Origin of the sequence: Brevundimonas staleyi, from assembly GCF_041893865.1 — a bacterium.
In the GTDB taxonomy this organism is placed as follows: domain Bacteria; phylum Pseudomonadota; class Alphaproteobacteria; order Caulobacterales; family Caulobacteraceae; genus Brevundimonas; species Brevundimonas staleyi.
Genome location: NZ_CP169082.1, coordinates 2,932,625 through 2,957,853 on the forward strand (window position 1 = coordinate 2,932,625; position 25,229 = coordinate 2,957,853).

Consider the following 25,229-nt stretch of genomic DNA (forward strand, 5'->3'; position numbering starts at 1 on the left):
TCTTCAAAACCTGGAACATCGTACCCCCACGACAGACACGTTTCGGAGAACGCCACCATCGGCGCACGCCAGTGAGATGGTCCGCAAGCGCGAACCCAAGGCTTATCGGAACTCTACAGAGATCAGGTGGTCGCCGGCGTCGTCGGACGATAGACCGGCGGAGGTATGACCACCGGGGACGTGGTCCCCGTGTTCGAGTTGTTGTTGTTATTATTGTTGTTCGCGTTCTGGGTCGCACCCGGTTGCGCGTTCGCATTCGAAGCGCTGGCGGTCTGCACCGCCGCCGTTGTCGCGGCAACCGCCGTGGAGACCGCAGCTGCGGCGCCGGGTGCAGCCGCGGCGATCACCGTCGAGTTGCTGATCTTCGTGTTTGCAGCAGCCATGGCCACGCTGACGTTCGCGCCAGCGGGTGCGGCGGCGATCGTCGTATTGACGGCCGTCTGCACCGCTGCAGCAACCGCTTCCGCCTTGGCCGTCGCGACCGCTTCCGCCACCGCCGGATCGCTCGGATCAAGGCCGAGCTCGGCCGCCGCCGCTTCGGTCGCCGCAGCCTCATCGAAACCCTCAGCCGCCGCCTCGGCCGCCGCCTCGGCCGCTTCGACGATGGCCGTTTCCAGCGCCGCCGTCGGATCGTCCTGGATCAGACCGCCGAGTCCCAGAGCGCCGGCGTTCGTGAACCCGGGCAGACCGACAGTCTTGCCGATCGCGGCGCCCCCCGTGAGGACGGCCACGCCAGCGCCAGCCAGCAGGACAGCTTTCCAAGTCTTCATCGCCCCAGCCCTCAATTTCTTTCCAGGAAACTAACCATACCTTATATATCGGCGGTCTCAATCGCCAAGCGTCGCCTTTATCGCGCTGCAATACGACTTTCGGGCTAGCGTTGCCCAAAAGAGACTCCCGGCCAGATTGCACGACGGCCGTTCGGCCGAGTTACATCGTCACGACGGCCGTTCGGCCGAGTTACATCGTCATGACCGCCAGGGCGATCCGCCCGTCCTTGTTGGTCACGGCGGCCTTCAACGCCCGGACATCGATGCGCGCGCGCGCCACCCGAAGTTCGTCCAGGGCCGACAACTTGTTCTCGTGCGACAACTTGTCCCAGTGGTTGAAAACGAAGGCCATCCGCCAGCGCGTGTCGTCGGGCCCATAGGGCGCGACCACATAGGAGGTCGCCAACGCGCGGTTGCCGGCTTCGCCCATGCCACCGGGGTCGAGACTGTCGAGATAGGCGAGCCGAAGCCAACTCGTCGCCCTGCCGGGCGTCTGCCTGAGGGATGCGACCGTGGCCTCCCCGGCCGCATCCCGCGCGGAGACATCCTCGACGGCCTGAAGGGCGAAGGCCTGGGCGCGCGCGTCGTGAACGCCAGCGAGACTGGTCATGAGGGCGAAGTCGGTCTGGGGCCAGGACAGGGCCACGGCCGCGGCCAATGAGGACGCAAGCGCCACGGTCGCCAACCCTTGCGCAATCCGGCCGACGCCGATCGTCAGTTTCGCCATGACGCCCCCTCTCCCGGCCCTCATAGGCCATGAGGCGGCATTCGCCACAAGAAGGTTGTTCCCACCCCGCCCTTGCTGCGGCGCACAAAGCACGCAGCGATAGGCCACCTCATCGGCAGGTCGCCAGATCAGGCCGGCGAAACACGCCCTGAGAGCTTAATACTGCCGACCGGTCACGCCCCAGGTTCGACCACCGACGATCAGCTCGCGCTGACCCAGGTCAGGGGCGAGCGCGGCGCCTGGCGCTGAATCCAGGTGTAGGGCGCCTGATCCCAGCGCAGGACCCGAGGGCTCAGATTGTCGAGGACGAGTTCGTCGCCATCCATGTCCACCAGAAGCACGGCGTGCACCTCGCCCCCCCGCGTGCGGACGATGGCGATCGACATCAGGGCCGGATCGGCGCCCAGGTCGAGCAGGGCCCGGCGCTTGGCCAGCACGTAGTCCTCGCAGTCGCCGCGCGGGTTCTCGCCGACAGGCCTGTTCCAGACGTCCGCCTCGCCGAAGGTCTCCAGGTCCGTCGAACTGCGGATTGTGCGGTTCAGGCGGGTATTGACCGACTGCAGGTCCCGCATGGTCAGGGCAGAGGTCGCCCCGCCGCTCCGCATCTCCGGCATGCGAGGCGGCGGAGGGGTGAGACGGGGCGGCAGGGGCAGAACACGGTCGCGGACCAGCATGGGCCGCGGCGCCGAACGAACGGGCGCGGGCGCGCCGGCCTTCATCGCGACATCGGGACGGGAGGACGCCTTGCGCGCCTCGTCCTTAAGGAGACGGACCGCGTGCGCATCCATGACCGGCTTGGATCGCTCGGGCTTGTCCGAGCCATAGATGTCCGCAGGCTGGGTCGGAGCGATGCTCATGCCCGCCTCGGCGAAGACGGCGGCCCATCGTTCGCGGCTGGCCCACGAGCGGATGACCTCCAGCGTCTGCGGCGAGGCGTTGGGGCCGGCGCACTCCTGGGGATAGGTCTCGCAAAGGGTGGAGAACCCGACCGGTGCGACCGTGGACTGGCCGAGAGGCATCCGGACGCCATCGGAAGCCTGGGCTGCGCCCGCTGTCATCGCAATGCCTGCGACGATCGCCGGGATCGCCAGGCTGTAGATCTTCTTCATGATCCGCCTCGTGTTTCGAGGCGAATACTGTCAGGGCCGATCTAATATTCGGATTATGACTATAGTAATGAATGAGTATATGGCCTTGGTGTACGCGACGTTATTGATGAATGCGCCATTTACCAAGAGAAGTGCTGTCAGCATTACGCGCGCAGCATTGCGCGATCGAGGCCATCGACCGTCCGCTCACATGTTCATTGGGGTGGAGACAGGCGCTCGCGCCTGCCTGGTCTGTCACGCCTGCAGGCGGATGATCATCGCCAGAAGCGCGATCCAGACGATCAGCGAAAATCCGCCCGCAAGGGCGTAGCCCAGAAGACGGGCACCGGCGCGGGCGCCGGGTCGCAGCGCCTTCGCCGCCGGAGCGGTCGCGGCATAGGTCGGTTCCGGGTGCGCGGTCGTCATAATGGGATACTGCGCCATGGACCCTCAGCAAACCGTGTAGCGGCGCGGTTAACAACTCACCAATCCGGCTTTCGTTCGCGGCGAGGCGCGGACGGCTAGCCTCAGAGTTGTGGGAGATTGGGTTCCCGGCGCTATTCGTGATAGGCGTGCAGTGCAGCAAGTCGGGGCCGGGCGGCGTAATGTCTTTTGACAAGTATTCGATCGAGGCCGAAGCGCGCCCGTCGTTGGTCCAGAGGGTCGTCGCGTCCATTCGCGCCTGGGCGACGTCGGAGGTCGGCGGATGGACGATTGTCGCCGTCCTGTCCGTGCTCGCGCTCGCCGGCGTGGCCGCCTCGTTCATTCTGCCTCGCCTGAACGCCGCGCCGCCCGCGCTGGTCGCCGAACGCGCGCCTGCGGCGCAAATCCAGGCTCTGGGGCCGGACGCCGATCTGGCGGACTTCACGCTTTCGCCGGAAGCCCTGCAGGACATGGACTATGCCGCCGCGCGCGTCTGGAACGCCGCCCTGCCCTTCTCCACGGCGCCGATCCGGCCCATGGGCTCGCTCATCGCCTCTCCGACCGACATCGAGGCCTACAGCCGGGCGCTCGATTGCCTGACCGCCGCCGTCTACTACGAGGCCGCGTCCGAAACCCCTCAGGGCCAGGCCGCCGTCGCCCAGGTCGTGCTGAATCGCGCCCGCCACCCGGCCTATCCGCGCAGCGTCTGCGGCGTCGTCTTCCAGGGCTCGGAGCGAACCACCGGCTGCCAGTTCAGCTTCACCTGTGACGGAGCCATGGCGCGGGTGCCGTCGCCCGCCGCCTGGGAACGCGCTCGCCAGGTGGCCCAGTCCGCCCTGAACGGCACGGTCGTCGCGGCCGTCGGCACGGCCACCCACTATCACACCGACTGGGTCGCGCCCTACTGGGCCCCCCGCCTGTCGAAGATCGTCCAGATCGGCACGCACATCTTCTATCGCTGGAACGGCGCCTGGGGCCTGCCGACGGCCTTCACCGGCGTCTATGCCGGGGTCGAGCCGGTCGTTCCCAAGATGCTGCCCTATGCGACCCTGGCCGTGGAGACGCCCGCCGAGGTGCTGGCCATGCCGGACCTTCTGGACGTGCGGCTGGAAGCGCCGATCGGGCCGGCGGCTCCTGTGATGGCGATCGTGGCGCCGTCGGGCGCGGACGCGGCCGAAACGCATGTCGAAGAGGCCGTCGAGGCCTCGGCCCCGGTCGCGGTCGCCCGCCATATCGAGCGCAACACGCCGATCATGGCCGACCCCCTGGTCAGCCCGACCGCCCCGCAACAGCGCCAACGTCAACGGATCGCCGCCCCGTCCGGCTGGTGACACAATCTTGGGGGCCGGGAGGCAGGGCAAACCGGGTCGTCACGCAGACGCGAAACGCCACACCCCTTGCAACTTCAGCGCCGTAACGTTGATGTGCTAGCGGTAAGAACTGCGCTGCGGTATGCGCGTGGATAGAGTTGATGGAGTGAATGATGTTGCGCGTTCTTCTCACGGCGCTCGCCGCGCTGGTGCTGGCGACCTTCATGACGTCCTGCGCTCAGGGGGTGATGGCCTCCGGCACGCCTGAGGGCGGCGCGGCCGATACGCGCGTCATCGAGGAGTATCGTCTGGGGACCGCCGACAAGGTGCGGGTCACCGTCTTCGGGGAGGCGGCCCTGACCGGCGAGTTCCTGGTGGGCGGCAACGGCAAGATCTCCCTGCCCCTGATCGGCGAGACCCAGGCGACGGGCCTGACCATCGGCGAGTTCCAAGAGGAGGTCGCCGCAGCGCTGCGTGACGGCTTCATCACCAATCCACGCGTCAGCGCGGAGGTCCTGAACTACCGGCCCTTCTACATCCTGGGCGAGGTGAACACCCCCGGCGAGTATCCCTACACCAACAGCCTCACGGTCCTGAACGCGGTCGCCACGGCCGGGGGCTTCACCTACCGGGCCGACAATCGCCGCGTTTACATCAAGCGCGCCAATGGAGACGCCGAGGAGGAGTTTCCCCTGACGACCTCGACGCGGGTCGCTCCGGGCGACACCATCCGCATCCGCGAACGCCTCTTCTAGTCGCCAACGCAGGTAACGAACGCGGCCCCGGATGGGCGGGGTGGTCACGGTTCGCAAACCATCTCGCTTCACCGCGTCTTGGAGGTTCCAGCGCTACTCAGGGTCGTCTTCCCGGAGTTGACCTGTGACCCCCAGCCGACTTGTCGCCATTCTGCGCGTGGCCGCCGTGTTCGCGGCGATCGGCTTGACGATCCTGTTCCTCGGCCCCTTCACCTATCTGCTCGACGTCTTCCATGTCGCCGACAAGGAAGCCCATGCCCTGATCTTCTTCGGGGCGACCCTGGGTCTGTTCGCGATCGCGCCGACATGGCGGCGGACGGACCTGGCCCTGGCGGCCCTGGCCTTCGGCGTTCTGATCGAGGTGGCGCAGGGGATGACGGGACGCAGCATGTCCCTCATGGACCTGACCGGGGACGGCGTCGGCATCCTGGCGGCCCTCGTTCCGGGATGGGTCGAGCAGTTGCGCCGCCATGCCAGGACCTCGCCGGACGTGACCTTCGCGGAGCTGCGCACGGCGGATCGTCGTCAGGCCAGTTCGATCCGGCCCCCGCAGGAGACAGTCGCCCGGCCCATTTCCCCGGACGTCGCGACCGCACGCGCGCGCTGACGAAGGCCGGGCCGCCCGCGAACGGCGACCACCCCGCCCTCCTGTCGGTTCAGGCGGGGTAGGCGAGCGAGCGGGCCACTTCGTGACCGTACTGGGCCGAGCCGCTGTCGGGGACCAAGGCCTCGGCCCCATCTCCGATTTTCGACCAGTTGGCTTCGATCTGGTCGGCGGCATCCGGTCGATCGCCGATGAAGACGCCCTGCGTCATCGTCACATGCGCCTGTTCGAAGGCGCCGGCGCCGGCCAGCAGGATCGTCCGCGTCGGCGCGTTTTCGCTGGCCAGGGCGACGACGCCCGGGCTGACCAGATCGGTCGACAGACCCTTCAGGTCGTCCTCGGAATAGAGCCCCTCGGTCATCCGGGTCGCGGCGCTGGGCGCGAGACAGTTGACGCGGATATCGAACTTGCGGCCCTCCAGCGCCAGGGTCTGCATCAGGCCGACCAGGGCCATCTTGGCCGCGCCGTAGTTCGACTGGCCGAAGTTGCCGTAGAGGCCGGACGATGAGGTGGTGAAGATCACCCGACCGTAGCCCTGCTCGCACATGTGCGGCCAGGCGGCCTTGGTCAGGTTGACCGAGCCCATCAGGTGGACGTTCACCACCAGCTCGAAATCGTCCAGATCCATCTTGGCGAAGGTGCGGTCGCGCAGGATGCCGGCGTTGTTGACCAGGATGTCGATCCGGCCCCAGCGCGCCATAACCCCCTCGACCATGGCGAAGACGCCGGCGCGGTCGGTCACATTGCAGGGCCAGGCCAGGGCGACGCCGCCGGCCGCGACGATCTCTCCGACCACGGACTCGCAGGATTCAGGATGCAGGTCGTTGACCACGACCCATGCGCCCCGCGCCGCAAGGGCCAACGCATGGCTGCGGCCCAGACCGCCGCCGGCGCCTGTGACGATGGCCACGCGGCCGGTGAGATCGATGGTCATGATGGTCATCCTCGCCTGTCGCGGACCTCGCCGCCTGTCCCGTTTGGGTGAGCGCAACAGTGCGCATCCTCACCGAAAGGTCAATATTCACTAGCCGACCGGTTAGGATTGACGCGGACCGGAATCGATGAGACCGTCAGGGCATGACGCCGCCAGAGCGTCAGAGGAAACATCAAGGGAGGAAGACCATGGGGCGCAAGCTCTGGCTCACCACATCCGCCGTCGCCCTGCTCTGGGCGGGTTCGGCCCAGGCGCAATCTCAGGCCCCGTCGCAGCAGGCCGACGATCAGGAAGCGACCACGGTCGGCGAGGTTCTGGTCACGGCCGAGCGTCGTACGACCAACCTGCAGGAAACCGCCGTCGCCGCCACCGTCCTGTCGGGCGAAAGCCTGGATGACCGCGGCGTCTTCTCCCTGGAACAGCTCCAGTTCGTCGCCCCCTCGACCACCGTCCAGAACTTCGGCCAGGGCAACTATTTCAACGTCCGCGGCATCGGCAAGTCCGAGCCCACCACCGCCATCGGCGTGGGCGTGACCACCTATCGCGACGGCGTGCCGGTCTTCCCCGGCTACTTCCAGACCGAGCCCTATTACGACATCGGCAGCGTGGAGTTGCTGCGCGGGCCCCAGGGCACCTTCGCCGGCACCAACGCCACGGGCGGCGCGGTCTTCATCAACTCGAAGAACCCGGACTTCACCGGCATCAACGGCTACCTGATGGGTCAGGTCGGCAACTACGACAATCTGAAATGGCAGGGCGCGGCCAACATCCCCCTGTCGGAGACCCTGGCCGCCCGCTTCGCGGTGAACAGCGAGATCCGCTCCAGCTTCCACGACATTTCCGGGCCCTATCGCGGCCAGCCCGGCGACGTGACCATGAACAGCGCCCGCGCCAGCTTCCTGTGGACGCCGACCCCGGCCCTGCGGGTCCTGCTGAAGGGCGACTACAACGACCTCGACTTTGGCGGCTACCCGGCCGACCCGGCCCGCGCCACCAACGATCCGTTCAAGATCACCGCCAACGGTCCCCACTCCGGCCGCGACGAGACCGCGCGCGTCTCGCTGAACGTCAGCTATGTGCTGGATAACGGCATCACCCTGCGGTCGATCACGGGATACCAGGACGGGATCAGCGAGTTCTCGACCGACCTGGATGGCACCAGCGCGCTCAACAACACCTTCTACGACCGCGTCGAGGAGGATGTCTGGTCGCAGGAGTTCAACATCGTCTCGCCGGACGACCAGCGCCTGACCTGGCTGCTCGGCGCCTTCTGGCAGCAGGACAATGTCACCTTCCCCGTCACCACCTTCCCGCAGGGCGCTTATCACGTCGGCTTCCCCGAAGGCGTGGTCGACTACTACATCTTCGGCGAGACCCCCAAGGAGACCAAGGCCGTCTTCGGCCAGCTCAGCTACGACGTCTCGGACCGCCTGCAGATCCAGCTGGGCGCCCGCTGGTCGGAAAGCACCTCGCGGAACGAGAACGTCTACACGACCTATCCCGCTTTCGGCCTGACCCTGCTGCAGAACTCGGAAGTGACCGCCGAGAAGACCACCGGCAAGCTGAGCATCAACTACAAGGTGGACGACAACAACTTCGTCTACGGCTTCGTAGCGACGGGCTTCAAGATGGGCGGGTTGAACGCGCCGAACTTCTACGTGCCGCCGCGCAGCTTCGGTCCGGAGGACGTCACCGACTACGAGATCGGCTGGAAGTCGACGATGCTGAACGGCCAGCTACGGACCCAACTCGGCGCCTATCACATGACCTACAAGGGCTTCCAGGTCGCCATCGGCGATCCGGAGTATCCGCTGTTCTCCTCGATCATGAACGTCCAGGACGAGACCGTCCTGATGGGCATCGAGGCCTCGGCCCAGCTGCGCATGGCGGAGTGGACCGTGGACATGGGGGCGGCCATTTCCAAGTCGGAACTGGGCACCTTCTTCGCCGCCGATCCGCGCCTGACCCGCACCGGCCTTTGCAACGCCAACACCGGTCCGACCAGCGCGAATTGCCAGAACCTGACTGGCAACAGCCAGAGCTATGCGCCGGAGCTGACCTTCAACGTCGGGGTCCAGTACGACTTCGCCATGCCGAACGGCGCGACCCTGTCGCCGCGCATCGACTACGCCCACATCGGGGAGTCCTTCACGACCATCTTCAACAACACGGCCCTGGGCGATCAGCTGGAGGCCAGGAACCTGGTCAATCTGCTGCTGGCCTACAAGACCGACAACTGGACGGCCTCGGCCTACATGCACAACGCCACCGACCAGACCTACATCGCCGCAATCAACGCAGGCCTCCGCTACGCCGGACCGCCGCGTCAGTTCGGCGTGAACGTGACCCGGACCTTCTGAGCCGACTGGAGGCGGCGGGGCCTCGGCCGCGCCGCCTCATCTTTCTTCGGCCGGTTCCCCGGCCCTCTGTAACCGCATGGACCTTCCCTCAAGGATGACCGCCTCTCTCGATCCGATGCAGGACTATGGCCTGACCGTCGATCGCTTCCTCGATCACGGGGCGAAATGGCACGGCGACGCGCGGGTGGTCACGGCGGGCGGCGACAGCCTGGGCTACGCCGCCCTTCGCGACCGGGCCAACCGGCTGTCCGGCGCCCTGCTCGATCTGGGGCTGAAGCCCGGCGACAAGATCGCGACCCTCGCCTGGAACACGCGCCACCATGTCGAGGTCTGGTACGCCGCCATGGGCGTCGGCATCGTCTGCCACACCCTGAACCCGCGCCTGACCCTGGCCCACATGACGGCCATGGTGATCCAGGCGAACGACCGCGTCCTGGCGGTCGGCGCCGGGCTGCGCGACGTGGCCGAGGCCCTGATGGCGGCCTGCCCCTGCCTGGAGCGGTTGATCCTGCTGGACGGCGAGACCGCCGAGCCGGGCCGGGCCGACGTCTCCGATCTGGAGGCCCTGCTCGACGCCCGGGGCCGCCCCGCAGAATGGGGTCGATTTGATGAGCGGTCTCTGGCCGGCCTCTGCTTCACCTCCGGGACGACGGGGGCGCCCAAGGGCGTCGCCTACACCCACCGCTCCAACTATCTGCACACCATCCGCGGGCTACAGGCCGACGCCTTCGCCCTGACCGCCGACGACGGGGTCCTGGTGGCCGTGCCCATGTTCCACGCCAACGCCTGGGGCTTGCCGTTCGCCGCTCCCGCCGTCGGCGCCGATCTGATCCTGCCCGGCCGCGCCACGGATGGCGCCAGCCTGGCCCGCCTGATCACCGACCACATGGTCACCGTCGCCGTCGGAGTGCCGACCGTCTGGCTCGGCCTGCTCGACCATCTGGATGCGGCCGGCGGCGAGACCCCCAGCCTGCAACGCATCATCATCGGCGGCTCCAGCTGTCCCGACAGCCTGCTGCGCCGCATGGAGGAACGTCTGGGCGCGACGGTCCAGACCAGCTGGGGCATGACCGAGTTGTCACCTCTGGGCGCCGTCTCGCCTCGCAGCAACAAGCCCGGCGCCGCGCGCGGATCTGGCCGCCCGCCCATGGGGCTGGATCTGCGTCTGACCGACGCCGACAACGTCGCCCTGCCGGATCAGCGCAACACCGTGGGCCATCTGAAGGTCCGGGGCCAGAGCGTCGTGAACGCCTATTTCGGCGCCGAGACGCCGGCCGTGGACGCGGACGGCTGGTTCGACACCGGCGACCTGGCCAGTCTCGACGACGCCGGCAACCTGACGCTCGCAGGCCGGTCCAAGGACCTGATCAAGTCCGGCGGAGAATGGATCAATCCGGTCGAGATCGAGGAGATCGTCGGCTCTCTGCCGTCCGTCGGCCTGGTCGCCGTCATCGGTCGCGCCGATCCGAAATGGGGGGAGCGCCCGCTGATGGTCATCGAGCCCGTGCGCGGTCAGGACATCGACGAGGCCGACGTGAAGGCGACGCTGAAGGGACTGGTCGCCGACTGGTGGATCCCTGACCACATCGTTCGCGTCGAGACCATGCCCCTGGCCGCCACCGGCAAGATCAACAAGACCCAGCTTCGCGCCACCTATGGAGGGGCCTAGAATGGCCGCCGTCTCCACTACCGAGTCGGCGTTCCTCCGCACGGGCATGCCGGACCGCCCCGAGGTTCAGGCCATGACGACCCCGCCCCGCAAGCCCCGCCGCAAGGCCGAACAGCGCGCCGAGAGCCTGGAACAACTGCTCGACGCGGCCGAGGAACTGTTCTCCAAGCACGGCTTCTACGGGGTCTCGATCCGCGACATCGCCGAGAAGGTCGGGGTCCACAAGTCGCTGATCCACTACTATTTCACCGACAAGCAGGAGGTGTTCGACAAGGTCATGGCCCGTCGCGCGCCGGTGACCAGCGGACGCCGGATGGAGGCGCTGGACGCCTATGAGATCGCATCGAAGGGCAAGCCGACGGTCGAGGGCGCCCTGCGCGCCTTCCTCGACACGGACTTCGACACCTATTCCAAGGGCGGCGACGGCTGGCGGCATTTCGGGGCCCTGTCGGCCCAGATCAACAACACCCCCGCCTGGGGCGCCGAGGTGATGGACCGCCTCTACGACCCGGTCGTGCTGCGCCTGATCGGCCTGTTGAAACAGGCCATGCCCGAGGCGGCGGAGGAAGACATCTTCTGGGGCTACCACTTCGTCACGGGCGCCCTGACCCTCAGCCTGGCCCGCACCGGCCGGATCGACCACCTGTCGGGCGGCAAGTGCCGGTCCGACGACTTCGACGCCATCAAGGAGCGGATGGCCGCCTTCATGGCCCACGGCTTCATCGGCATCTGCCGCGACCGCGCCGCCGAGCGACAGAGACAGGCGCCGGGATGACCCAACTCCAAACCAAGAACTAGACGGGCGAAAGTCCCGCATCCCGAGGAAACGACCATGAGTGAGACGACGATCCCGTCATCCGCACCGCCCGCCGGCGGCTCGGTGGGCCGCAACGCCTGGGTCGCCCTGGGCGTCCTGTGGTTCATCTATGTGCTGAACTTCCTCGACCGGCAGCTGCTGTCGATCCTGGCCAAACCGATCCAGGACGCGCTGAACATCACCGACGGCCAGTTGGGTCTGCTGGGCGGTCTCTATTTCGCATTCTTCTACTGTTTCATCGCCATCCCGGTCGGCTGGCTGGCGGACCGCACCAACCGGGTCTGGGTCGTCTCCATCGCCTGCGGCATCTGGAGCGCGGCCACCGTCGCCTTCGGCCTGTCGAAAAACTTCGGCCAGCTCGCCGCCTCGCGCATGAGCGTCGCCTTCGGCGAGGCCGGGGGCGTGCCGCCTTCCTATGCCATCATCACCGACTATTTCCCGCCGGGCCGTCGCGGCATGGCGCTGGGCATCTACAACCTCGGACCGCCCGTCGGCGCGGCGCTGGGCATCGCCTTCGGCGCCTCGATCGCCGCCGCCTTCAGCTGGCGTGACGCCTTCATCGCCATCGGCGCGATCGGCATCGTCGTCGCCTTGATCACCCCGTTCTTGGTCAAGGAGCCTCGGCGCGGCGGCCTGGACCAGTCCGCCGTCGCCCCCACCGACGCCCCGCTGGCGCCCGCTCCGGCAACGCCCGCCAAGGCCCCCTTCTGGGGCACGGCCAAAAGCTTCTTCGCCAACCCCGTCCTCGTTCTGGCATCGCTGGGCAGCGGCGTGACCCAGATCGTCACCTACGGCCTCGGCAATTTCGCCGTCCTCTTCCTGATGCGCGAGAAGGGGATGCAGCTGAACGACGTCGCCCTCTGGTACGCGCTGGTCGTCGCCATCGGCATGGGCGGCGGCATCTTCGCCTCCGGCTATCTGATCGACCGCCACACCAAGCGCTCGAAGACGGCCTACGCCCTCCTCCCGGCCATCTCCCTGTCGATCGCCCTGCCGTTCTACATCGCCTTCGTCTGGGCCCCGACCTGGCCGCTGGCCCTGGTGCTGATGCTCGGGCCGAACTTCCTCAACTACTTCTACCTCTCGTCCTCGGTGGCCCTGGTTCAGGAAGAGGTGCGCCCCAACCAGCGCGTCATGTCCGGCGCCCTCCTGCTGCTGGTCATGAACTTCATCGGCATGGGCGTGGGACCGACCTACGTCGGTGCGGCCAGCGACTGGTTCCGCACGACCCATCCCGAGAACTCGCTGCAGATCGCCCTCTACACCCTGATCCCGGTCTATCTGGTCGCCATCGCCCTGTTCCTGTGGCTGTCCCGCGTGATCGCCAGACGCCTGAAGACGGAGGCCGCCCGATGATCCGGTTGCGTCACCTGCTGGCCGGGGCCTGCGCCGCCTCGGCCCTGATGGCCTGCGCCACCGCCCCCTCGGCCCAGACCGCCCCCGTGGTCGAGGCGCCCGCCGGATCGGTCCGCGGCGAAGCCGTCGGCGACATCTCCACCTTCAAGGGCATCCCCTACGCCGCCCCGCCGGTCGGAGAGATGCGCTGGCGTCCGCCCGCCCCGCCCGCCCGCTGGACCGGCGTTCGCGATGCGACCGACTACGGCGCCGCCTGCATCCAGCCCACCCCGGTCGTCCAGAGCATCTACTCGGCCGACATCGGGGCGACGAGCGAGGACTGCCTGACCCTCAACGTCTGGACGCCCTCGACCACCGGCAAGGCGCCGGTCATGGTCTGGATCCACGGCGGGGCCCTGGTCACCGGCTCCAGCAAGGAGACCCTCTACGACGGCGCCCGCCTGGCGCAGGAAGGCGTGGTGGTCGTCTCGATCAACTACCGCCTCGGCGTTCTCGGCTGGCTCGCCCACCCCGACCTCAGCGCCGAAAGCCCCGCCCATATCTCCGGCAACTACGGCCTGATGGATCAGGTCGCAGCCCTGGAATGGGTGAAACGCAACATCGAAAGCTTCGGCGGCGATCCGGACAACGTCACCATCGCGGGCGAGTCCGCCGGGGGCCTCAGCGTCCTCTACCTGATGGCCTCCCCGATCGCGCGGGGCCTGTTCGACCGCGCCATCGCCCAGAGCGCCTACATGATCTCCACCCCGGAGCTCACAGAGACCCGCCACGGCTCGCCGTCCGCCGAAAGCGCCGGCGCCGCACTGGCTCGCACGCTCCAGACGCCGAGCCTCCGCGTTCTGCGCGGCATGGACCCGCAGACCCTGACCGACCGCGCCGCGATGAGCGGCTTCGCGACCTTCGGCGTCGTCGATGGCGCTGTCCTGCCCCACCAGATCGTGGAGACCTTCGATCGCGGCGAACAGGCGAAGGTCCCGGTCCTCGCGGGCTTCAACAGCGGCGAGATCCGATCCTTACGCATGCTCGCCCCACCGGCCCCCGCCAGCGCCGTCGAGTACGAACGGATCATCCGCGAACGATACGGCGACCTCGCCGACGAGTTCCTGCGCCTCTATCCGTCCTCCGACATGGGCGAGAGCATCCTGGCCGCCAGCCGCGACGCCCTTTACGGCTGGACGTCCGAACGCCTCGTCCGCTCCCAGACCGAGGCCGGCCAGCCGTCGTACCTCTACCTGTTCGACCACGGCTATCCGGCCGCCGACGACGCAGGCCTCCACGCCTTCCACGCCGCCGAACTCCCCTACATGTTCGGTACGCTGAACCGCACGCCGCCTCGCTGGCCGGCCATACCGGACACGGCCGAGGAGCGCCGCCTGTCGGGCGCCATGGTCGCCTACTGGACCAGCTTCGTCCGAGACGGTCGACCGGCCGCAGCCCATGAACCCGAATGGCCTGCCTACGACGCCGACGGTCGCTTCATGGCCTTCGAGGCCGTTCCATCGCCCGGCGCGGACTTCCTGCCGGGCATGGTCGAACTACACGAAGCCGCCGTCGAACGGCGTCGCGAAGCCGGCGACCAACCCTGGAACTGGAACACGGGCCTCGCTTCGCCGGTGCTGCGGTCCGGACGCTAGAGCGCTGCCGGAGCTATCCCGCCTTACCCCTGCACGACCCTGCGGAGATACCGGCCGTAGTCGCTCTGGCCCAGTTTCGTGGCCAAGGATTCCAGCTGCGCGGCGTCGATGAAGCCCTGGCGATAGGCGACCTCTTCCGGGCAGGCGATCTTGAGGCCCTGGCGCTTTTCCAGCACGCGCACGAACTCGGCCGCCTCCATCAGGCTGTCGGGCGTGCCGGTGTCGAGCCAGGCGTAGCCGCGGCCCATGATCTCGACCGACAGCTTGCCGGCGTCGAGATAGGCGCGGTTGACGTCGGTGATCTCAAGCTCGCCGCGCGCGGAGGGCTTCAGGTCGCGCGCGATCCGCACCACGTCCGCGTCGTAGAAATACAGACCTGTCACCGCCCAGTTCGACTTCGGCACGGCCGGCTTCTCCTCGATCGACAGGGCCCGCATCGTCTGGTCGAACGCGACCACCCCGTACCGTTCCGGATCGTTGACGTGATAGGCGAAGACCGTCGCCCCGTCCGGCCGCGCTATGGCGCTGGTCAACAGGTCGGTGATGCCGTGGCCATAGTAGATGTTGTCGCCGAGGATCAGCGACGACGGGCTGTCGCCGACGAACTCCGCGCCGATGACATAGGCCTGGGCCAGGCCGTCGGGGCTGGGCTGGACCGCGTACTGGATCTCCATGCCCCACTGCGACCCGTCGCCCAGCAGGGCCTGGAAGTTCGGCACGTCGCGCGGGGTGGAGATGATCAGCACCTCCCGGATGCCGGCCAGCATCAGGGTCGACAGCGGATAGTAGATCATCGGCTTGTCGTAGACCGGCATCAGCTGCTTCGACGTCACCAGCGTCATCGGATGCAGGCGCGTGCCCGATCCTCCGGCCAGGATGATCCCCTTCATGCGGCGGCCCTTTCGGCGTTCAGTTCGGCGACGATCTCGGCCACGACGTCCTGCCAGGGGCGAGGCGCGATCCCGTAGTCGCGGGTAAGGCGGGCGGTCGACAGGCGCGAGTTGGCCGGCCGTTTCGCCGGCGTCGGATAGTCGGCGGTCGTGATGGCCTCGACCGACGCGCTCGGCCCGCCGGCCTCGGCGCTGCGGGCCATGATCTCGGTGGCCAATCCGGCCCAGGTCGTCTCCCCGGCGTTGACGAAGTGATAGACGCCGGTCGGCGCATCGGCGTCGGCGATCATCCGCAGGGTGATGACCTTCAGGGCGGCGGCGATGTCCCGCGCCCCCGTCGGACAGCCGTGCTGGTCGCCGACGACGCGCAAGACCGGCCGTTCGGCGGCCAGCCGCAGCATGGTCTTCAGGAAGTTGGCGCGATGCACGCCCAGCACCCAGGCGGTGCGCATGACGACCGAGCGCGGATTGCCGGCCAGGACCGCCAGCTCTCCCGCCAGCTTCGAGGCGCCATAGACGCCGAGCGGCCCGACCGGGTCCTCCTCGACATAGGGCTCGGTCTTCGAGCCGTCGAACACATAGTCGGTCGAGACCTGGACCAGGGGCACGCCCGCCGCGCGCGTCAGGTCGGCCAGCACGGTCGGCCCCATGGCGTTGGCCGCAAAGGCCATCGCGACCTCGCCCTCGGCCCTGTCCACGGCGGTGTAGGCGCCGGCGTTGATCACGGCCGCGAAGGGGGCGGCGGCGAAGGCCGCCCGGATCGAGGCCGCATCGCCCAGATCCAGTTCGGCGCGCGTCGGCGCGTGGAGGACCACGCCCTCCGGCCAACCGATGGACTGCAGTTCCAGCCCCACCTGCCCTGCCCCGCCGGTGACCAGGATGTGGATCGGCTCAGCCATGGGCCACGCCCAGACGCTGGGTCGCATGACGCGCGTCCAGAATGTCCTGCCACCAGCCCTGGTTTTCCAGATACCAGGCCACGGTCCGGGCGATACCTTCCTCGAAGGTCACCGACGGCTCCCATCCCAGATCGTCGCGGATCCTGGAGGCGTCGATGGCGTAGCGATGGTCGTGGCCGGGTCGGTCGGTCACGAAGGTGATCTGTTCGGCATAGGACTGGCCGTCCGCGCGCGGCCGCAACTGGTCCAGGATGGCGCAGATGGCCCGCACCACCTCGATGTTCTTGCGCTCGGAGGCGCCGCCGACATTGTAGGTCTCGCCGGGCGCGCCCTCCTCGAACACGGTCTGGAGCGCGCGGGCGTGGTCGTCGACGAACAGCCAGTCGCGCACGTTCGACCCGTCGCCATAGACCGGCAAGGGCTCGCCGTTCAGCGCGCGGATGATGATCAGCGGGATCAGCTTCTCGGGGAAGTGATAGGGGCCGTAGTTGTTGGAGCAGTTGGTCACCAGGACCGGCAGGCCATAGGTGTGCCCCCAGGCGCGCACCAGGTGATCCGACCCGGCCTTCGACGCCGAATAGGGCGAGCGCGGATCATAGGGGGTGGTCTCGGTGAAGAAGCCCTCGTCGCCCAGCGAGCCGAAGACCTCGTCGGTCGAGATATGATGGAAGCGGAAGGCGGCCTTGTCGGCCTCGCCCAGGCCCCGCCAGTAGCCCAGCGCCTGGTTCAGCATGACGAACGTGCCGACCAGATTGGTCTCGATGAAGGCGCCGGGCCCGTCGATCGACCGGTCGACGTGGCTCTCGGCCGCCAGATGGGCGACCACCTGCGGTCTGAACTCGCCCAAGGCGCGGGCCACCGCCTCGGAGTCGCAGATATCGGCCTGCACGAAGCGATAGCGATCGCTGCCGGCCGCAGGCTCGAGCGAGGACAGGAGACCCGCATAGGTCAGCTTGTCGAACACCAGGACCTCATGGTCCGAATGCGCGATCAGGCGACGCACCAGGGCCGAGCCGATGAAGCCCGCCCCGCCCGTGACGAGGATCCTCATACCGGCGCTCCCAGCGGCTGAAGCGGACCGCCGTCATAGGCGAACGGGCTGACGAAGGCGGCCAGGCCCGGCAGGGCGCGGTCCTTGTCCGACAGCACCGGCCCGCTCGCTGGCAGGAGCCAGTCGATGCCGATGTCCGCATCGTCCCAGGCCAGTCCCCCGTCGCAGTCGGGGGCGTAGAGGTCCGAGCATTTGTAGGCGATCTCGGTGTCGGGCTGCAGCGTCACGAAGCCGTGGGCGAAGCCGACGGGGATGAACAACTGATGGCCGTTCTCGGCGCTCAGCTCGGCCGAGACCCACTGGCCGTAAGTCGGCGATCCCGCGCGCACGTCGACCGCATAGTCCATGACGGCGCCGCGCAGACAACGGACCAGCTTGGCCTGCGCATGCGGCGGGCGTTGGAAGTGAAGGCCCCGCACCGTGCCGACGGCGGCGGAGTAGGAATGATTGTCCTGGACGAAATCGACGTCGATGCCCTGGCTGGCGGCCCGCGCCGCCGACCAGGTTTCCATGAGCCAGCCGCGTTCATCGCCGAAGCGACGCGGACGAAGCAGCATCACCCCGGATGAGGCGTCCAAACTCCGGTCAACATCGCCCACCCCTTAGGCCTCCCCCTACACGACCGATACTCGCACGAGGACCGATGCTCGCACGTCGTCAGCGAGGCGGCATTCCTTGAATCCGCACGCCCCGGAGCAGACGATGTGGCGCCTGTCCGGGACACATGTACCGGATTTTCCGGCTCAAAGTCCTGCGCGAAATGTCATGCCGGTCGCCATGCGCTCAGCAGGGAAACGCCCCCTGCGACGGCGCTCGACGTTCCATTAGGGGTCGTCACCGTCACAGCCACGTTGCCCGCCGCGTGAGCTGGCGTGGTGAAGCTGAGCGACGTCGTGCCAGCCACCGTCACGGCGCCCGCCGGGATGACAGTCCCGCCGATTGTGACCGAAGTCGAGCCCACGACGAAGCCGGTTCCGGCCAGGGTCACCGAGGTTCCGCCCGCAGCCGGGCCGTCGTTGGTTGACAGGGCGCTGATGGTCGGAGCCGGCGCCTGGGCCATCGCGGGCGCGCCGGCCAGAAGAAGGGTCAGAGCGATCAGGACAGCGCCGAAGATCCCGCCCAAGCGATCGAACACGCGCACGGCGCCGCGCGCGCCATCGCCGCGGTCTTCAGCCGAAACACGCCCGACGCCCGACGCGACCGCGCCGGGACCTGAACCCTTGAACACGACCCCCACCCCGAACCCCGGACGGCCATATCGGCGGCCCTCGCACTCGCCCGAGGACGGAACGAAGGTCAACGAAAGAATCCCTAGTATTCTAGGCGTCTAGGCTGTTTTCCTCGGAGACCGGCTGACCCGTCATCAGCCACCAGGCGTGCAGGCTGTTGAGATTGATGGTCGAAAGACACGAGGCGGTCCATCGCCTCACCCCCTCTTCCAGCGCGGGCAGGACCTCCACCGTCACCGCCTGGCCGCCGATCAGCCGGATCCACCCCTGATCCGCCGCGCCCTGCAAAACCTTGCGGACATGGGGCGCCGAAACACCGCAACGTTTGGCGGCCCAGGCATAGTAACCCGGCTCGGTGCGACGGTCGGGCCGACCGCGCACGGACTGCATCAGGGACATCATGATGCGCCCCCCTTGCGTCTGTCTGACGAAATAGTCCGCCTCCGGATTGCCGGCCATGGAGGCGGCGGCGCGCGGCAGCAGCGGCAGGGCCGTGGCGCGGAACGCCTGCTGATAGGCCGGGTCCCGACGCGCGCCCAGTTCGAACCGTTTCTCGTCCGGATCCAACACCAACAGAGGCTCGTGCATGACCTGCAGCCATTCGCGGTCGGCCCTCCTCGATTTTTCGGTCGCGCGCAGCTCGAGCACGCGAGCGTCGTGCGCCGCCGTCTCGATGGTCGCATAGTCGTCGTCGCGCAGCCGGCGAACCAGTTCCGACGTAGCGCGGCGATCATGCACGTCCATCGTGGCCATGGCCTCGGCCACCCGCGCAGTCGTGAACAGGGTGTCGGGGTTGGACGGATCGCGCGCGGCGTCGAAACAGACCAGCAGTTGAAAACAGACGCCCTGTTTGAAATCGCCCAGCCCACGCAGGCGATTGTCGTGGGCATAGACGTCCGCCATCTGGTCCACGAAGGCGTCGAACGCGGCCTCGAACCGGGGATGGGCGCGAATTTCACTGGGCGAAGTCGTCGGGGAGAAACGGAAACTCACGGGTGGGCGACTCATCACGGAACGGAACTCTTCGAGCCATACTTCGGCTCCCGCGCCCGCTCACTTCACGATATCGTTCAAGCGATTGGCCGCTCGCCAGCGCCGGAATGTGAACGCTCTCAAATCTGCTTGCACGACGGCGTGCGCTAGAGTTTCATGCGGCAAAACGGCTCGAAACGCACCGGTCCTGGGGAGGACAACCGATGACGCCTGCTGAACTCAGCGTGGTCTTTTTCCTGCAAATGGCGGTGATCATCGCCGCCTGTCGCCTCGTCGGTTTCGCCGCGAAGACATGGTTCGGCCAGCCGCAGGTCGTGGGCGAGATGATCGCCGGGGTGATCCTGGGGCCATCGCTGTTCGGCCTGCTCGCTCCGGATATGCAGGCCGCCCTCTTTCCCCCTGAATCCAAGGCCATCCTGTTCGTCGGGGCCCAGTTCGGCGTGGGCCTCTACATGTTCCTGGTGGGCCTCGGCTTCCGCACCGAGCATTTCCGCCAGAACGCGAAGAGCGCCTTCTCCGTCTCGTTCGCCGGCATGGCCGCGCCCTTCCTGGTGGCGGTGGCGCTCGGCCCCTGGCTGCTGAGCCAGGGTCTGTTCGGCGAGGGCATCAACGCGACCCAGGCCATCCTCTTCACCGGCGCCTGCATCGCCATCACCGCCTTCCCCATGCTGGCGCGGATCATCCATGAGCGGGGCCTGAGCGGCACGCCCCTGGGCGCCCTGTCCCTGTCGGCGGGCGCCATCGACGATGCGGCCGCCTGGTGCGTCCTGGCCGTGGTCCTGGCCACCTTCGGCGACGGCGCCCCCGTGGCGATCAAGGCCATCGCGGGCGGCGCGGCCTTCGCCATCTTCATGCTGACCCTGGCGCCCAAGCTGCTGGCGCCGCTCGGGCGCGCGGTCGAGCGCGAGGGCAAGCTGACGGCCTCGACGCTGGGCATCGTCTTGATCCTCTTCATGCTCTGCGCCTTCGTGATGGACTGGGTCGGCATCCACGCCGTCTTCGGCGGCTTCATCCTGGGCTGCGTCATGCCGCGTGGCTTGCTGGCCAGCGAGCTGCGCAAACAGCTGGAGCCGTTCGCCGTGGTCGTCCTCCTGCCGATGTTCTTCACCTTCTCGGGGCTGAACACCCAGCTGACCATGGTCAACAGCCTTGGCCTGGTCGGGGTGACCGTCGCCATCCTGATCGCCTCCATCGCGGCCAAGGGAGTGGCCTGCTGGGGCGCCGCGCGCCTGACGGGTCAGGACAACGCCACCGCCATGGGCATCGGCGCCCTGATGAATGCGCGCGGCCTGATGGAGTTGATCATCATCAACATCGGCCTGCAGCGCGGCATCATCGGGCCGGCGCTGTTCTCCATGCTGGTGCTGATGGCCATCGTCACCACCCTGATGGCCTCGCCCCTGTTCGAGCTGGTCTACGGCAGAAAGGCCCGCGAACGCGGCGAACTCGGCGCCCTGACCGAGGACGCGGACGATCCCGCCCCCGCCACACGCGCCGCTGTCTAGTCAGCCCGTGTCGACCGCCGGACGGTGAAGTCGAACGGGATGGTGACGCCGGGGGGCAGGTCCTTGTCCCCCGCCTTGGCCCGGATCAACAGGCGCGCAGCCTCGGCCGCCATGGCGGCGACGGGCTGGACCACCGCCGTCAGGGGCGGATTGCTGAAGCGCACGATGGGCGTGTCGTCGAAGCTGACGATGGCCAGTCCATCGGGCACCTGAATGCCCCGGCCGTTGGCGACCCTCAGCGCCGCCAGGGCCATCTGGTCGTTCGAGGCCACCACCGCCGTCGGCGGGCTCTCCAGGGCGAAGAAGGCCTCCATGGCTCGCACCCCGGATTCGAACGAGAAGTCCCCGCGCCCGACCAGATCGTCATCCAGCGGCAGGCCCCGGTTCGAGATCGCCCGCCGATAGCCGTCCAGCCGCGCGCCGCTCAGCACGTATTCGTCGCTGCCGGTGATGAAGCCGACCCGCTGATGCCCCAGGTCCAGCAGGTGGGTCGTGGCCACCTCGGCGGCGGCGCGGTCGTCCATGACGATGGCGAACCCAGGCCCCGCCGCGACCGAGCCGATCCGCGCGAACGGGAGGCCCATCTGCACCAGCAACTGGGTGATCAGCGGATTGTCCGAGTGGGGCGGCGTCAGGATGACCCCGTCGGGGTGAAGGGCCGAGATCGCCGCCTGCACCTCCCGCTCGACCTGGGACGAATGGGTGTCTACCAGCTCGAAGATCATCCGATAGCCGAACTCGGCGGACTTCAGCATGCCGCCCAGCAGCATCTGATCGACCCAGTCCGTGCCTTCGCCGGACTTCCACCCCTCGATGGTGCGGTCGCGGTCGTTCAGGGCCAGCAGCAGATAGGATCGCGATCCGCCCATCCGCTGGGCCGCCAGGCTGGGCACGTAGCCCAGCTTCTCGACCGCCGCGTTGACGCGCTCGCGGACCTCCGGACGGACGTTCGGCCCGTTGTTGATGACCCGCGAGACGGTCTGCAGGGAGACGCCGGCCTCGGCCGCCACGTGCTTGATGGTTACAGAGCGGCGCACACGTCCATCCGCCGCTGTCGATCCGATCTGCTCATAACGCTACGCTAGCCGATCCCGTCTCTGCCGTCGCGTAAAGATCAGGCCGCCTTCTCGGGCATTTCGGCCGCGCAGTGCTGGGCGATGAACTGGGCGTGGGTGGGAAGGTCGCCGACCATCCGCCGCAGCAGCTCCGACGCATGATCCAGCTGTCCTGACACGCCGTCGAACGGGATGCGATCGACCAGCGGGTGATAGCCGCGCGGATGCACCCCCATCCCCTCCATCACCGACTGCCAACTGACCGCGCGGAACAGTTCGTCCAGCCCCTCGGCCAGGCTGCCGTTGACGCGGAACAGGTCGATCTTGCGCTTGAGGCCCGGCGGCAGCTCCATGTCCCGGCACTCGCGCCAGAAGGCCGTGTCGTCCCGCTCGGTCGTGCAGTAGTGCAGGACGATGAAGTCGCGGATCTCCTCATAGTCCGTCCGCATGCGCCGATTGTATTCGGTCTGCAGCGCCGGGTCGCAGTCGCGGTCGGGCAGCAGGCGGAAGAAGAAGTCCATGCCGCGATAGATCAGGTGGATGGCCGTCGATTCCAGCGGCTCGATGAAGCCGCCGGCCAGCCCCAGCGCCAGCACGTTCTTGTCCCACAAACGCTCGCGCATTCCGGTCTTGAACGGCACCACCATCGGCTTGACCACCGGCGCGCCCTCGACCTGAGACATCAGAGTGGCGGTCGCCTCGTCGTCGCTGAGGTATTTGCTGCAGAAGACATAGCCGTTGCCGGTCCGGTGCTGCAGCGGGATGCGCCAGCGCCAGCCGAAATCCTGGGCCTCGGCCATCGTATAGGGGGCGGGCGCGCCGACATTCTCGGTCTGGACGGCGATGGCGCGGTCGCACAGCAGCCAGTGGGACCAGTCCTCGTACCCGACGCCCAGCGCCTTGCCGATCAGCAGGCTGCGGAAGCCCGAGCAGTCGATGAAGAAGTCCGCCTCCACCGTCCGCCCGTTCTTCAGGATCAGCGTCTCGACGAAGCCGTCGGGGCGCACCGCGACGTCATCGACGATGCCTTCCGTCCGCGTCACGCCGCGCGCCTCCGCATAGGTCCGCAGGAAGCGCGCGACGCGTTTCGCATCGACATGCAGGGCGTAGCTGGCCCCGCCGATGGGTGTCCGCGCCGCCTTGAACGGCAGGGTGAATTTCCCGTTCTTCGCCATGACGGCGGCCGGCGCGAAGTCCTGCAGCGCGCCGGTGTAGCCATGGGCCTTGGCCTTCAGCCACAGCTGGTAGAAGTCGGCCAGATCGACCGGCGCCCCGATGGTCCCGAACGGGTGGAAGTACCGCTCGCCCTTCTGTTTCCAGTCGCGGAACTCGATGCCCAGTTTGAAGCTGGCCTGGACCTTGCGCACGAAGACCTGTTCGTCCACGCCCAGCTTGGCCAGAAGTTGCAGGAAGGGCGGCACGGTGGATTCACCGACCCCGATGGTGCCGATGTCGTCGGACTCGACCAGTTCGATCTGGCCCATCGCGCCCTTGAAATGCTCGGCCATCAGGGCGGCGGCCATCCAGCCGGCGGTGCCGCCTCCGACGATGCAGATCTTGCGGATCGAACGGTTGGGGTCGGCGTCCATGGGGCGCTCCATCAGGCGGCTTTCGGCGAGGCGAATTGAGACAGGAAGGCCCCGTGGCTGGGGGTGCGGGCGACGGCGTCGGCGATGGCGGCGCGCATCTGCTGCAGGCTGACGTCGAGGTCGCGTGCCGGCACGCCCTCCACCGCCGGATCGATCCGGTCGGGCATCCGGTCGAACCCGTCATAGATGGCCAGCCAACTGGCCGGATGGAACATCTCCCAGCGATAGCGGACGAACTGTCCCCTCGCCTTCCAGAGCTCGACCTTCTTCCTCAGGGTGTCGGGGATTTCCGCCTCGCGCCGCTCACGCCAGAAGGGCTCGTCCCGACCGTTCAGCCAGTAGTGCAGGATGATGAAGTCGCGGGTCCGCTCCATCTCGCGCGCCGACTGGTCGTTGAACTCGTCGACGACGGCGGGGGCGAAGGTCCTGTCGGGGAACAGCGCCTTCAGCCGCTCGATCCCGTTCTCGATCAGGGCGATGCTGGTGCTCTCCAGCGGCTCCAGGAAGCCGGCCGACAGCCCGAGCGCCACGCAGTTCTTGACCCAGGCGCGGTCGCGGCGGCCGGGGCGGAAGCCGATGCGGCGCGGCTCGGTGATCGGCTTGCCCATCAGGTTCGGCATCAGGGCGTCCAGCGCCTCCTGATCCGTCATGTGGCGGCTGGAGAAGACCAGGCCGTTGCCGGCGCGATGCCTCAGCGGAATGCCCCACTGCCACCCGGCCGAGTGCGCCGTGACGCGGGTATACGGCACGGGCTCCGATCCCGGCGCGTTCTTGCTCTGCACCGCGAAGGCGGCGTCGCAGTCCAGCCAGCGGCCCCAGTCCTCATAGGCCGAACCCATGGCCTCGCCGATCAGCAGACCCCGGAAGCCCGAGCAGTCGACGAACAGATCGCCCGCGACCTTCCGCCCATCGTCCAGCACCAGGGCCTCGATGAAGCCGTCCGAGGGTCTCAGGTCGACGCCGCCGATGCGCGCATCGATGCGCTTCACGCCCGACGCCTCGGCATAGGCGCGCAGGTGTTTGGCGAAGAGCGACGCATCCAGGTGGAGCGCCCAGTCGAACACCGACAGGGACGACGGCGGATTGGGCGACGGCTCTGTGAACTTGCCGGCCTTGGCGAGCGATGCGCCGAGCGAATAGGCGGCCAGAGGCGTCGCATCGCCCGACTGCCTCTGCTTCATCCAGTAGTTATGGAAACCCACCCCGTTCAGGTCCTGTCCGTACAGGCCGAAGGGATGGATGAAGTCGGATCCCGTCCCGCCCCAGCCGACGAAGCGGATGCCCAGTTTGCAGCTGGCCTCGGTCGCGCCCATGACGTCGGCGTCGGTCATGCCGAGCTGGGCGTAGAAGCGGCGGATGGTCGGAATGGTGGCCTCGCCGACCCCGATCGTGCCGATCTCGGAGGACTCGACCACGGTGATGGTCACGGGCGTGTGGCGCAGGTGCTGGGCCAGGGCCGCGGCCGCCATCCATCCGGCGGTGCCGCCGCCCACGATGACGACGTCGCGAATGGCGGTGTCGGATACACTGTCCATGACAGACCCTTGGCTCTTGAACTGGATACTCGAAAA

General features: G+C 67.8%; 23 protein-coding genes. 9 read left to right on the forward strand and 14 right to left on the reverse strand.

The features are described from left to right. Positions 1–122: 122 nt before the first annotated feature. From ACETK8_RS14890 to ACETK8_RS14905, 4 genes are all read right to left on the reverse strand, one after another. A complete protein-coding gene (locus tag ACETK8_RS14890; RefSeq protein WP_374036614.1) occupies positions 123–770 on the reverse strand; it encodes a hypothetical protein in 648 nt (215 codons plus the stop codon). Positions 771–960: 190 nt separating this feature from the next. Further along, entirely contained in the window at positions 961–1,497 is a 537-nt protein-coding gene (locus ACETK8_RS14895; protein ID WP_374036615.1) for a hypothetical protein, read from the reverse strand. A gap of 200 nt (positions 1,498–1,697) precedes the next feature. Continuing rightward, positions 1,698–2,606 (reverse strand): transglutaminase-like cysteine peptidase, encoded by a 909-nt coding sequence (locus ACETK8_RS14900; protein ID WP_374036616.1) that lies wholly within the window; start codon positions 2,604–2,606, stop codon positions 1,698–1,700. Between the two features lie 234 nt (positions 2,607–2,840). Then, a complete protein-coding gene (locus tag ACETK8_RS14905; RefSeq protein WP_374036617.1) occupies positions 2,841–3,011 on the reverse strand; it encodes a hypothetical protein in 171 nt (56 codons plus the stop codon). Positions 3,012–3,190: 179 nt separating this feature from the next. Between ACETK8_RS14905 and ACETK8_RS14910 the strand changes: the two genes are divergently transcribed. The 3 genes from ACETK8_RS14910 to ACETK8_RS14920 all read left to right on the forward strand — a co-directional run bounded on the left by ACETK8_RS14910 (position 3,191) and on the right by ACETK8_RS14920 (position 5,680). Next, positions 3,191–4,339 (forward strand): cell wall hydrolase, encoded by a 1,149-nt coding sequence (locus ACETK8_RS14910; protein ID WP_374036618.1) that lies wholly within the window; start codon positions 3,191–3,193, stop codon positions 4,337–4,339. Positions 4,340–4,491: 152 nt separating this feature from the next. Continuing rightward, positions 4,492–5,073, forward strand: coding sequence for a polysaccharide biosynthesis/export family protein (locus ACETK8_RS14915; protein WP_374036619.1), 582 nt, complete (start codon positions 4,492–4,494; stop codon positions 5,071–5,073). A gap of 124 nt (positions 5,074–5,197) precedes the next feature. Then, positions 5,198–5,680, forward strand: coding sequence for a hypothetical protein (locus ACETK8_RS14920; protein ID WP_374036620.1), 483 nt, complete (start codon positions 5,198–5,200; stop codon positions 5,678–5,680). 49 nt (positions 5,681–5,729) lie between these two features. On the opposite strand, the gene ACETK8_RS14925 is transcribed toward ACETK8_RS14920, so the two are convergent. Further along, the gene (locus tag ACETK8_RS14925; RefSeq protein ID WP_374036621.1) at positions 5,730–6,611 is read right to left on the reverse strand and encodes an SDR family NAD(P)-dependent oxidoreductase; all 882 of its coding nucleotides are present in this window, start codon (positions 6,609–6,611) and stop codon (positions 5,730–5,732) included. A gap of 188 nt (positions 6,612–6,799) precedes the next feature. Here ACETK8_RS14925 and ACETK8_RS14930 point away from each other — a divergent pair, with 188 nt between their 5' ends. The 5 genes from ACETK8_RS14930 (at position 6,800) to ACETK8_RS14950 (ending at position 14,447) form a co-directional block, all read left to right on the forward strand. After that, the gene (locus ACETK8_RS14930) at positions 6,800–8,971 is read left to right on the forward strand and encodes a TonB-dependent receptor (protein ID WP_374036622.1); all 2,172 of its coding nucleotides are present in this window, start codon (positions 6,800–6,802) and stop codon (positions 8,969–8,971) included. Between the two features lie 94 nt (positions 8,972–9,065). Then, positions 9,066–10,640: an AMP-binding protein gene (locus tag ACETK8_RS14935; RefSeq protein WP_374036623.1), complete on the forward strand. Its 1,575-nt coding sequence runs from the start codon at positions 9,066–9,068 to the stop codon at positions 10,638–10,640. 46 nt (positions 10,641–10,686) lie between these two features. After that, positions 10,687–11,415, forward strand: coding sequence for a TetR/AcrR family transcriptional regulator (locus ACETK8_RS14940; RefSeq protein ID WP_374039412.1), 729 nt, complete (start codon positions 10,687–10,689; stop codon positions 11,413–11,415). Positions 11,416–11,472: 57 nt separating this feature from the next. Beyond that, a complete protein-coding gene (locus ACETK8_RS14945; RefSeq protein ID WP_374036624.1) occupies positions 11,473–12,813 on the forward strand; it encodes a spinster family MFS transporter in 1,341 nt (446 codons plus the stop codon). Next, positions 12,810–14,447 (forward strand): carboxylesterase/lipase family protein, encoded by a 1,638-nt coding sequence (locus ACETK8_RS14950; RefSeq protein ID WP_374036625.1) that lies wholly within the window; start codon positions 12,810–12,812, stop codon positions 14,445–14,447. The genes ACETK8_RS14945 and ACETK8_RS14950 overlap by 4 nt, the downstream gene beginning before the upstream one ends. A 23-nt stretch (positions 14,448–14,470) precedes the next feature. On the opposite strand, the gene rfbA is transcribed toward ACETK8_RS14950, so the two are convergent. The 6 genes from rfbA to ACETK8_RS14980 all read right to left on the reverse strand — a co-directional run bounded on the left by rfbA (position 14,471) and on the right by ACETK8_RS14980 (position 19,509). Further along, positions 14,471–15,337, reverse strand: a complete 867-nt coding sequence (gene rfbA, locus ACETK8_RS14955) for a glucose-1-phosphate thymidylyltransferase RfbA (RefSeq protein WP_374036626.1) — start codon at positions 15,335–15,337, stop codon at positions 14,471–14,473. Further along, positions 15,334–16,236 carry a dTDP-4-dehydrorhamnose reductase gene (gene rfbD / locus ACETK8_RS14960; RefSeq protein ID WP_374036627.1) on the reverse strand — a complete coding sequence of 301 codons (903 nt, stop codon included), beginning with the start codon at positions 16,234–16,236 and terminating at the stop codon, positions 15,334–15,336. The genes rfbA and rfbD overlap by 4 nt, the downstream gene beginning before the upstream one ends. Further along, the gene (gene rfbB, locus ACETK8_RS14965) at positions 16,229–17,287 is read right to left on the reverse strand and encodes a dTDP-glucose 4,6-dehydratase (protein WP_374036628.1); all 1,059 of its coding nucleotides are present in this window, start codon (positions 17,285–17,287) and stop codon (positions 16,229–16,231) included. Before rfbB ends, rfbD begins: the two co-directional genes overlap by 8 nt. Continuing rightward, entirely contained in the window at positions 17,284–17,865 is a 582-nt protein-coding gene (gene rfbC / locus ACETK8_RS14970) for a dTDP-4-dehydrorhamnose 3,5-epimerase (RefSeq protein WP_374036629.1), read from the reverse strand. The genes rfbB and rfbC overlap by 4 nt, the downstream gene beginning before the upstream one ends. Before the next feature lie 185 nt (positions 17,866–18,050). Beyond that, positions 18,051–18,587 (reverse strand): IPT/TIG domain-containing protein, encoded by a 537-nt coding sequence (locus ACETK8_RS14975; protein WP_374036630.1) that lies wholly within the window; start codon positions 18,585–18,587, stop codon positions 18,051–18,053. A gap of 19 nt (positions 18,588–18,606) precedes the next feature. Beyond that, on the reverse strand, positions 18,607–19,509 hold the full coding sequence (locus ACETK8_RS14980) for a hypothetical protein (protein WP_374036631.1): 903 nt from the start codon (positions 19,507–19,509) through the stop codon (positions 18,607–18,609). 203 nt (positions 19,510–19,712) lie between these two features. On the opposite strand from ACETK8_RS14980, the gene ACETK8_RS14985 reads away from it, so the two are divergent. Continuing rightward, a complete protein-coding gene (locus ACETK8_RS14985) occupies positions 19,713–21,014 on the forward strand; it encodes a cation:proton antiporter (protein WP_374036632.1) in 1,302 nt (433 codons plus the stop codon). Here ACETK8_RS14985 and ACETK8_RS14990 read toward each other — a convergent pair. The 3 genes from ACETK8_RS14990 to ACETK8_RS15000 form a co-directional block, all read right to left on the reverse strand. After that, on the reverse strand, positions 21,011–22,051 hold the full coding sequence (locus ACETK8_RS14990; protein ID WP_374036633.1) for a LacI family DNA-binding transcriptional regulator: 1,041 nt from the start codon (positions 22,049–22,051) through the stop codon (positions 21,011–21,013). The two genes, ACETK8_RS14985 and ACETK8_RS14990, sit on opposite strands and share 4 nt — an antisense overlap. Before the next feature lie 77 nt (positions 22,052–22,128). Further along, the gene (locus ACETK8_RS14995) at positions 22,129–23,658 is read right to left on the reverse strand and encodes a tryptophan halogenase family protein (RefSeq protein ID WP_374036634.1); all 1,530 of its coding nucleotides are present in this window, start codon (positions 23,656–23,658) and stop codon (positions 22,129–22,131) included. An 11-nt stretch (positions 23,659–23,669) separates the two neighbouring features. Beyond that, positions 23,670–25,193: a tryptophan halogenase family protein gene (locus ACETK8_RS15000; protein ID WP_374036635.1), complete on the reverse strand. Its 1,524-nt coding sequence runs from the start codon at positions 25,191–25,193 to the stop codon at positions 23,670–23,672. Positions 25,194–25,229 lie beyond the last annotated feature (36 nt).

Coding starts and splice junctions, on each gene's coding strand:
- ACETK8_RS14890 (WP_374036614.1), bottom strand. CDS start 770: ATGAAGACTTGGAAAGCTGTCCTGCTGGCTGGCGCTGGCGTGGCCGTC.
- ACETK8_RS14895 (WP_374036615.1), bottom strand. CDS start 1,497: ATGGCGAAACTGACGATCGGCGTCGGCCGGATTGCGCAAGGGTTGGCG.
- ACETK8_RS14900 (WP_374036616.1), bottom strand. CDS start 2,606: ATGAAGAAGATCTACAGCCTGGCGATCCCGGCGATCGTCGCAGGCATT.
- ACETK8_RS14905 (WP_374036617.1), bottom strand. CDS start 3,011: ATGACGACCGCGCACCCGGAACCGACCTATGCCGCGACCGCTCCGGCG.
- ACETK8_RS14910 (WP_374036618.1), top strand. CDS start 3,191: ATGTCTTTTGACAAGTATTCGATCGAGGCCGAAGCGCGCCCGTCGTTG.
- ACETK8_RS14915 (WP_374036619.1), top strand. CDS start 4,492: ATGTTGCGCGTTCTTCTCACGGCGCTCGCCGCGCTGGTGCTGGCGACC.
- ACETK8_RS14925 (WP_374036621.1), bottom strand. CDS start 6,611: ATGACCATCGATCTCACCGGCCGCGTGGCCATCGTCACAGGCGCCGGC.
- ACETK8_RS14930 (WP_374036622.1), top strand. CDS start 6,800: ATGGGGCGCAAGCTCTGGCTCACCACATCCGCCGTCGCCCTGCTCTGG.
- ACETK8_RS14935 (WP_374036623.1), top strand. CDS start 9,066: ATGACCGCCTCTCTCGATCCGATGCAGGACTATGGCCTGACCGTCGAT.
- ACETK8_RS14940 (WP_374039412.1), top strand. CDS start 10,687: ATGCCGGACCGCCCCGAGGTTCAGGCCATGACGACCCCGCCCCGCAAG.
- ACETK8_RS14945 (WP_374036624.1), top strand. CDS start 11,473: ATGAGTGAGACGACGATCCCGTCATCCGCACCGCCCGCCGGCGGCTCG.
- ACETK8_RS14950 (WP_374036625.1), top strand. CDS start 12,810: ATGATCCGGTTGCGTCACCTGCTGGCCGGGGCCTGCGCCGCCTCGGCC.
- rfbA (WP_374036626.1), bottom strand. CDS start 15,337: ATGAAGGGGATCATCCTGGCCGGAGGATCGGGCACGCGCCTGCATCCG.
- rfbD (WP_374036627.1), bottom strand. CDS start 16,236: ATGGCTGAGCCGATCCACATCCTGGTCACCGGCGGGGCAGGGCAGGTG.
- rfbB (WP_374036628.1), bottom strand. CDS start 17,287: ATGAGGATCCTCGTCACGGGCGGGGCGGGCTTCATCGGCTCGGCCCTG.
- ACETK8_RS14985 (WP_374036632.1), top strand. CDS start 19,713: ATGACGCCTGCTGAACTCAGCGTGGTCTTTTTCCTGCAAATGGCGGTG.
- ACETK8_RS14995 (WP_374036634.1), bottom strand. CDS start 23,658: ATGGACGCCGACCCCAACCGTTCGATCCGCAAGATCTGCATCGTCGGA.
- ACETK8_RS15000 (WP_374036635.1), bottom strand. CDS start 25,193: ATGGACAGTGTATCCGACACCGCCATTCGCGACGTCGTCATCGTGGGC.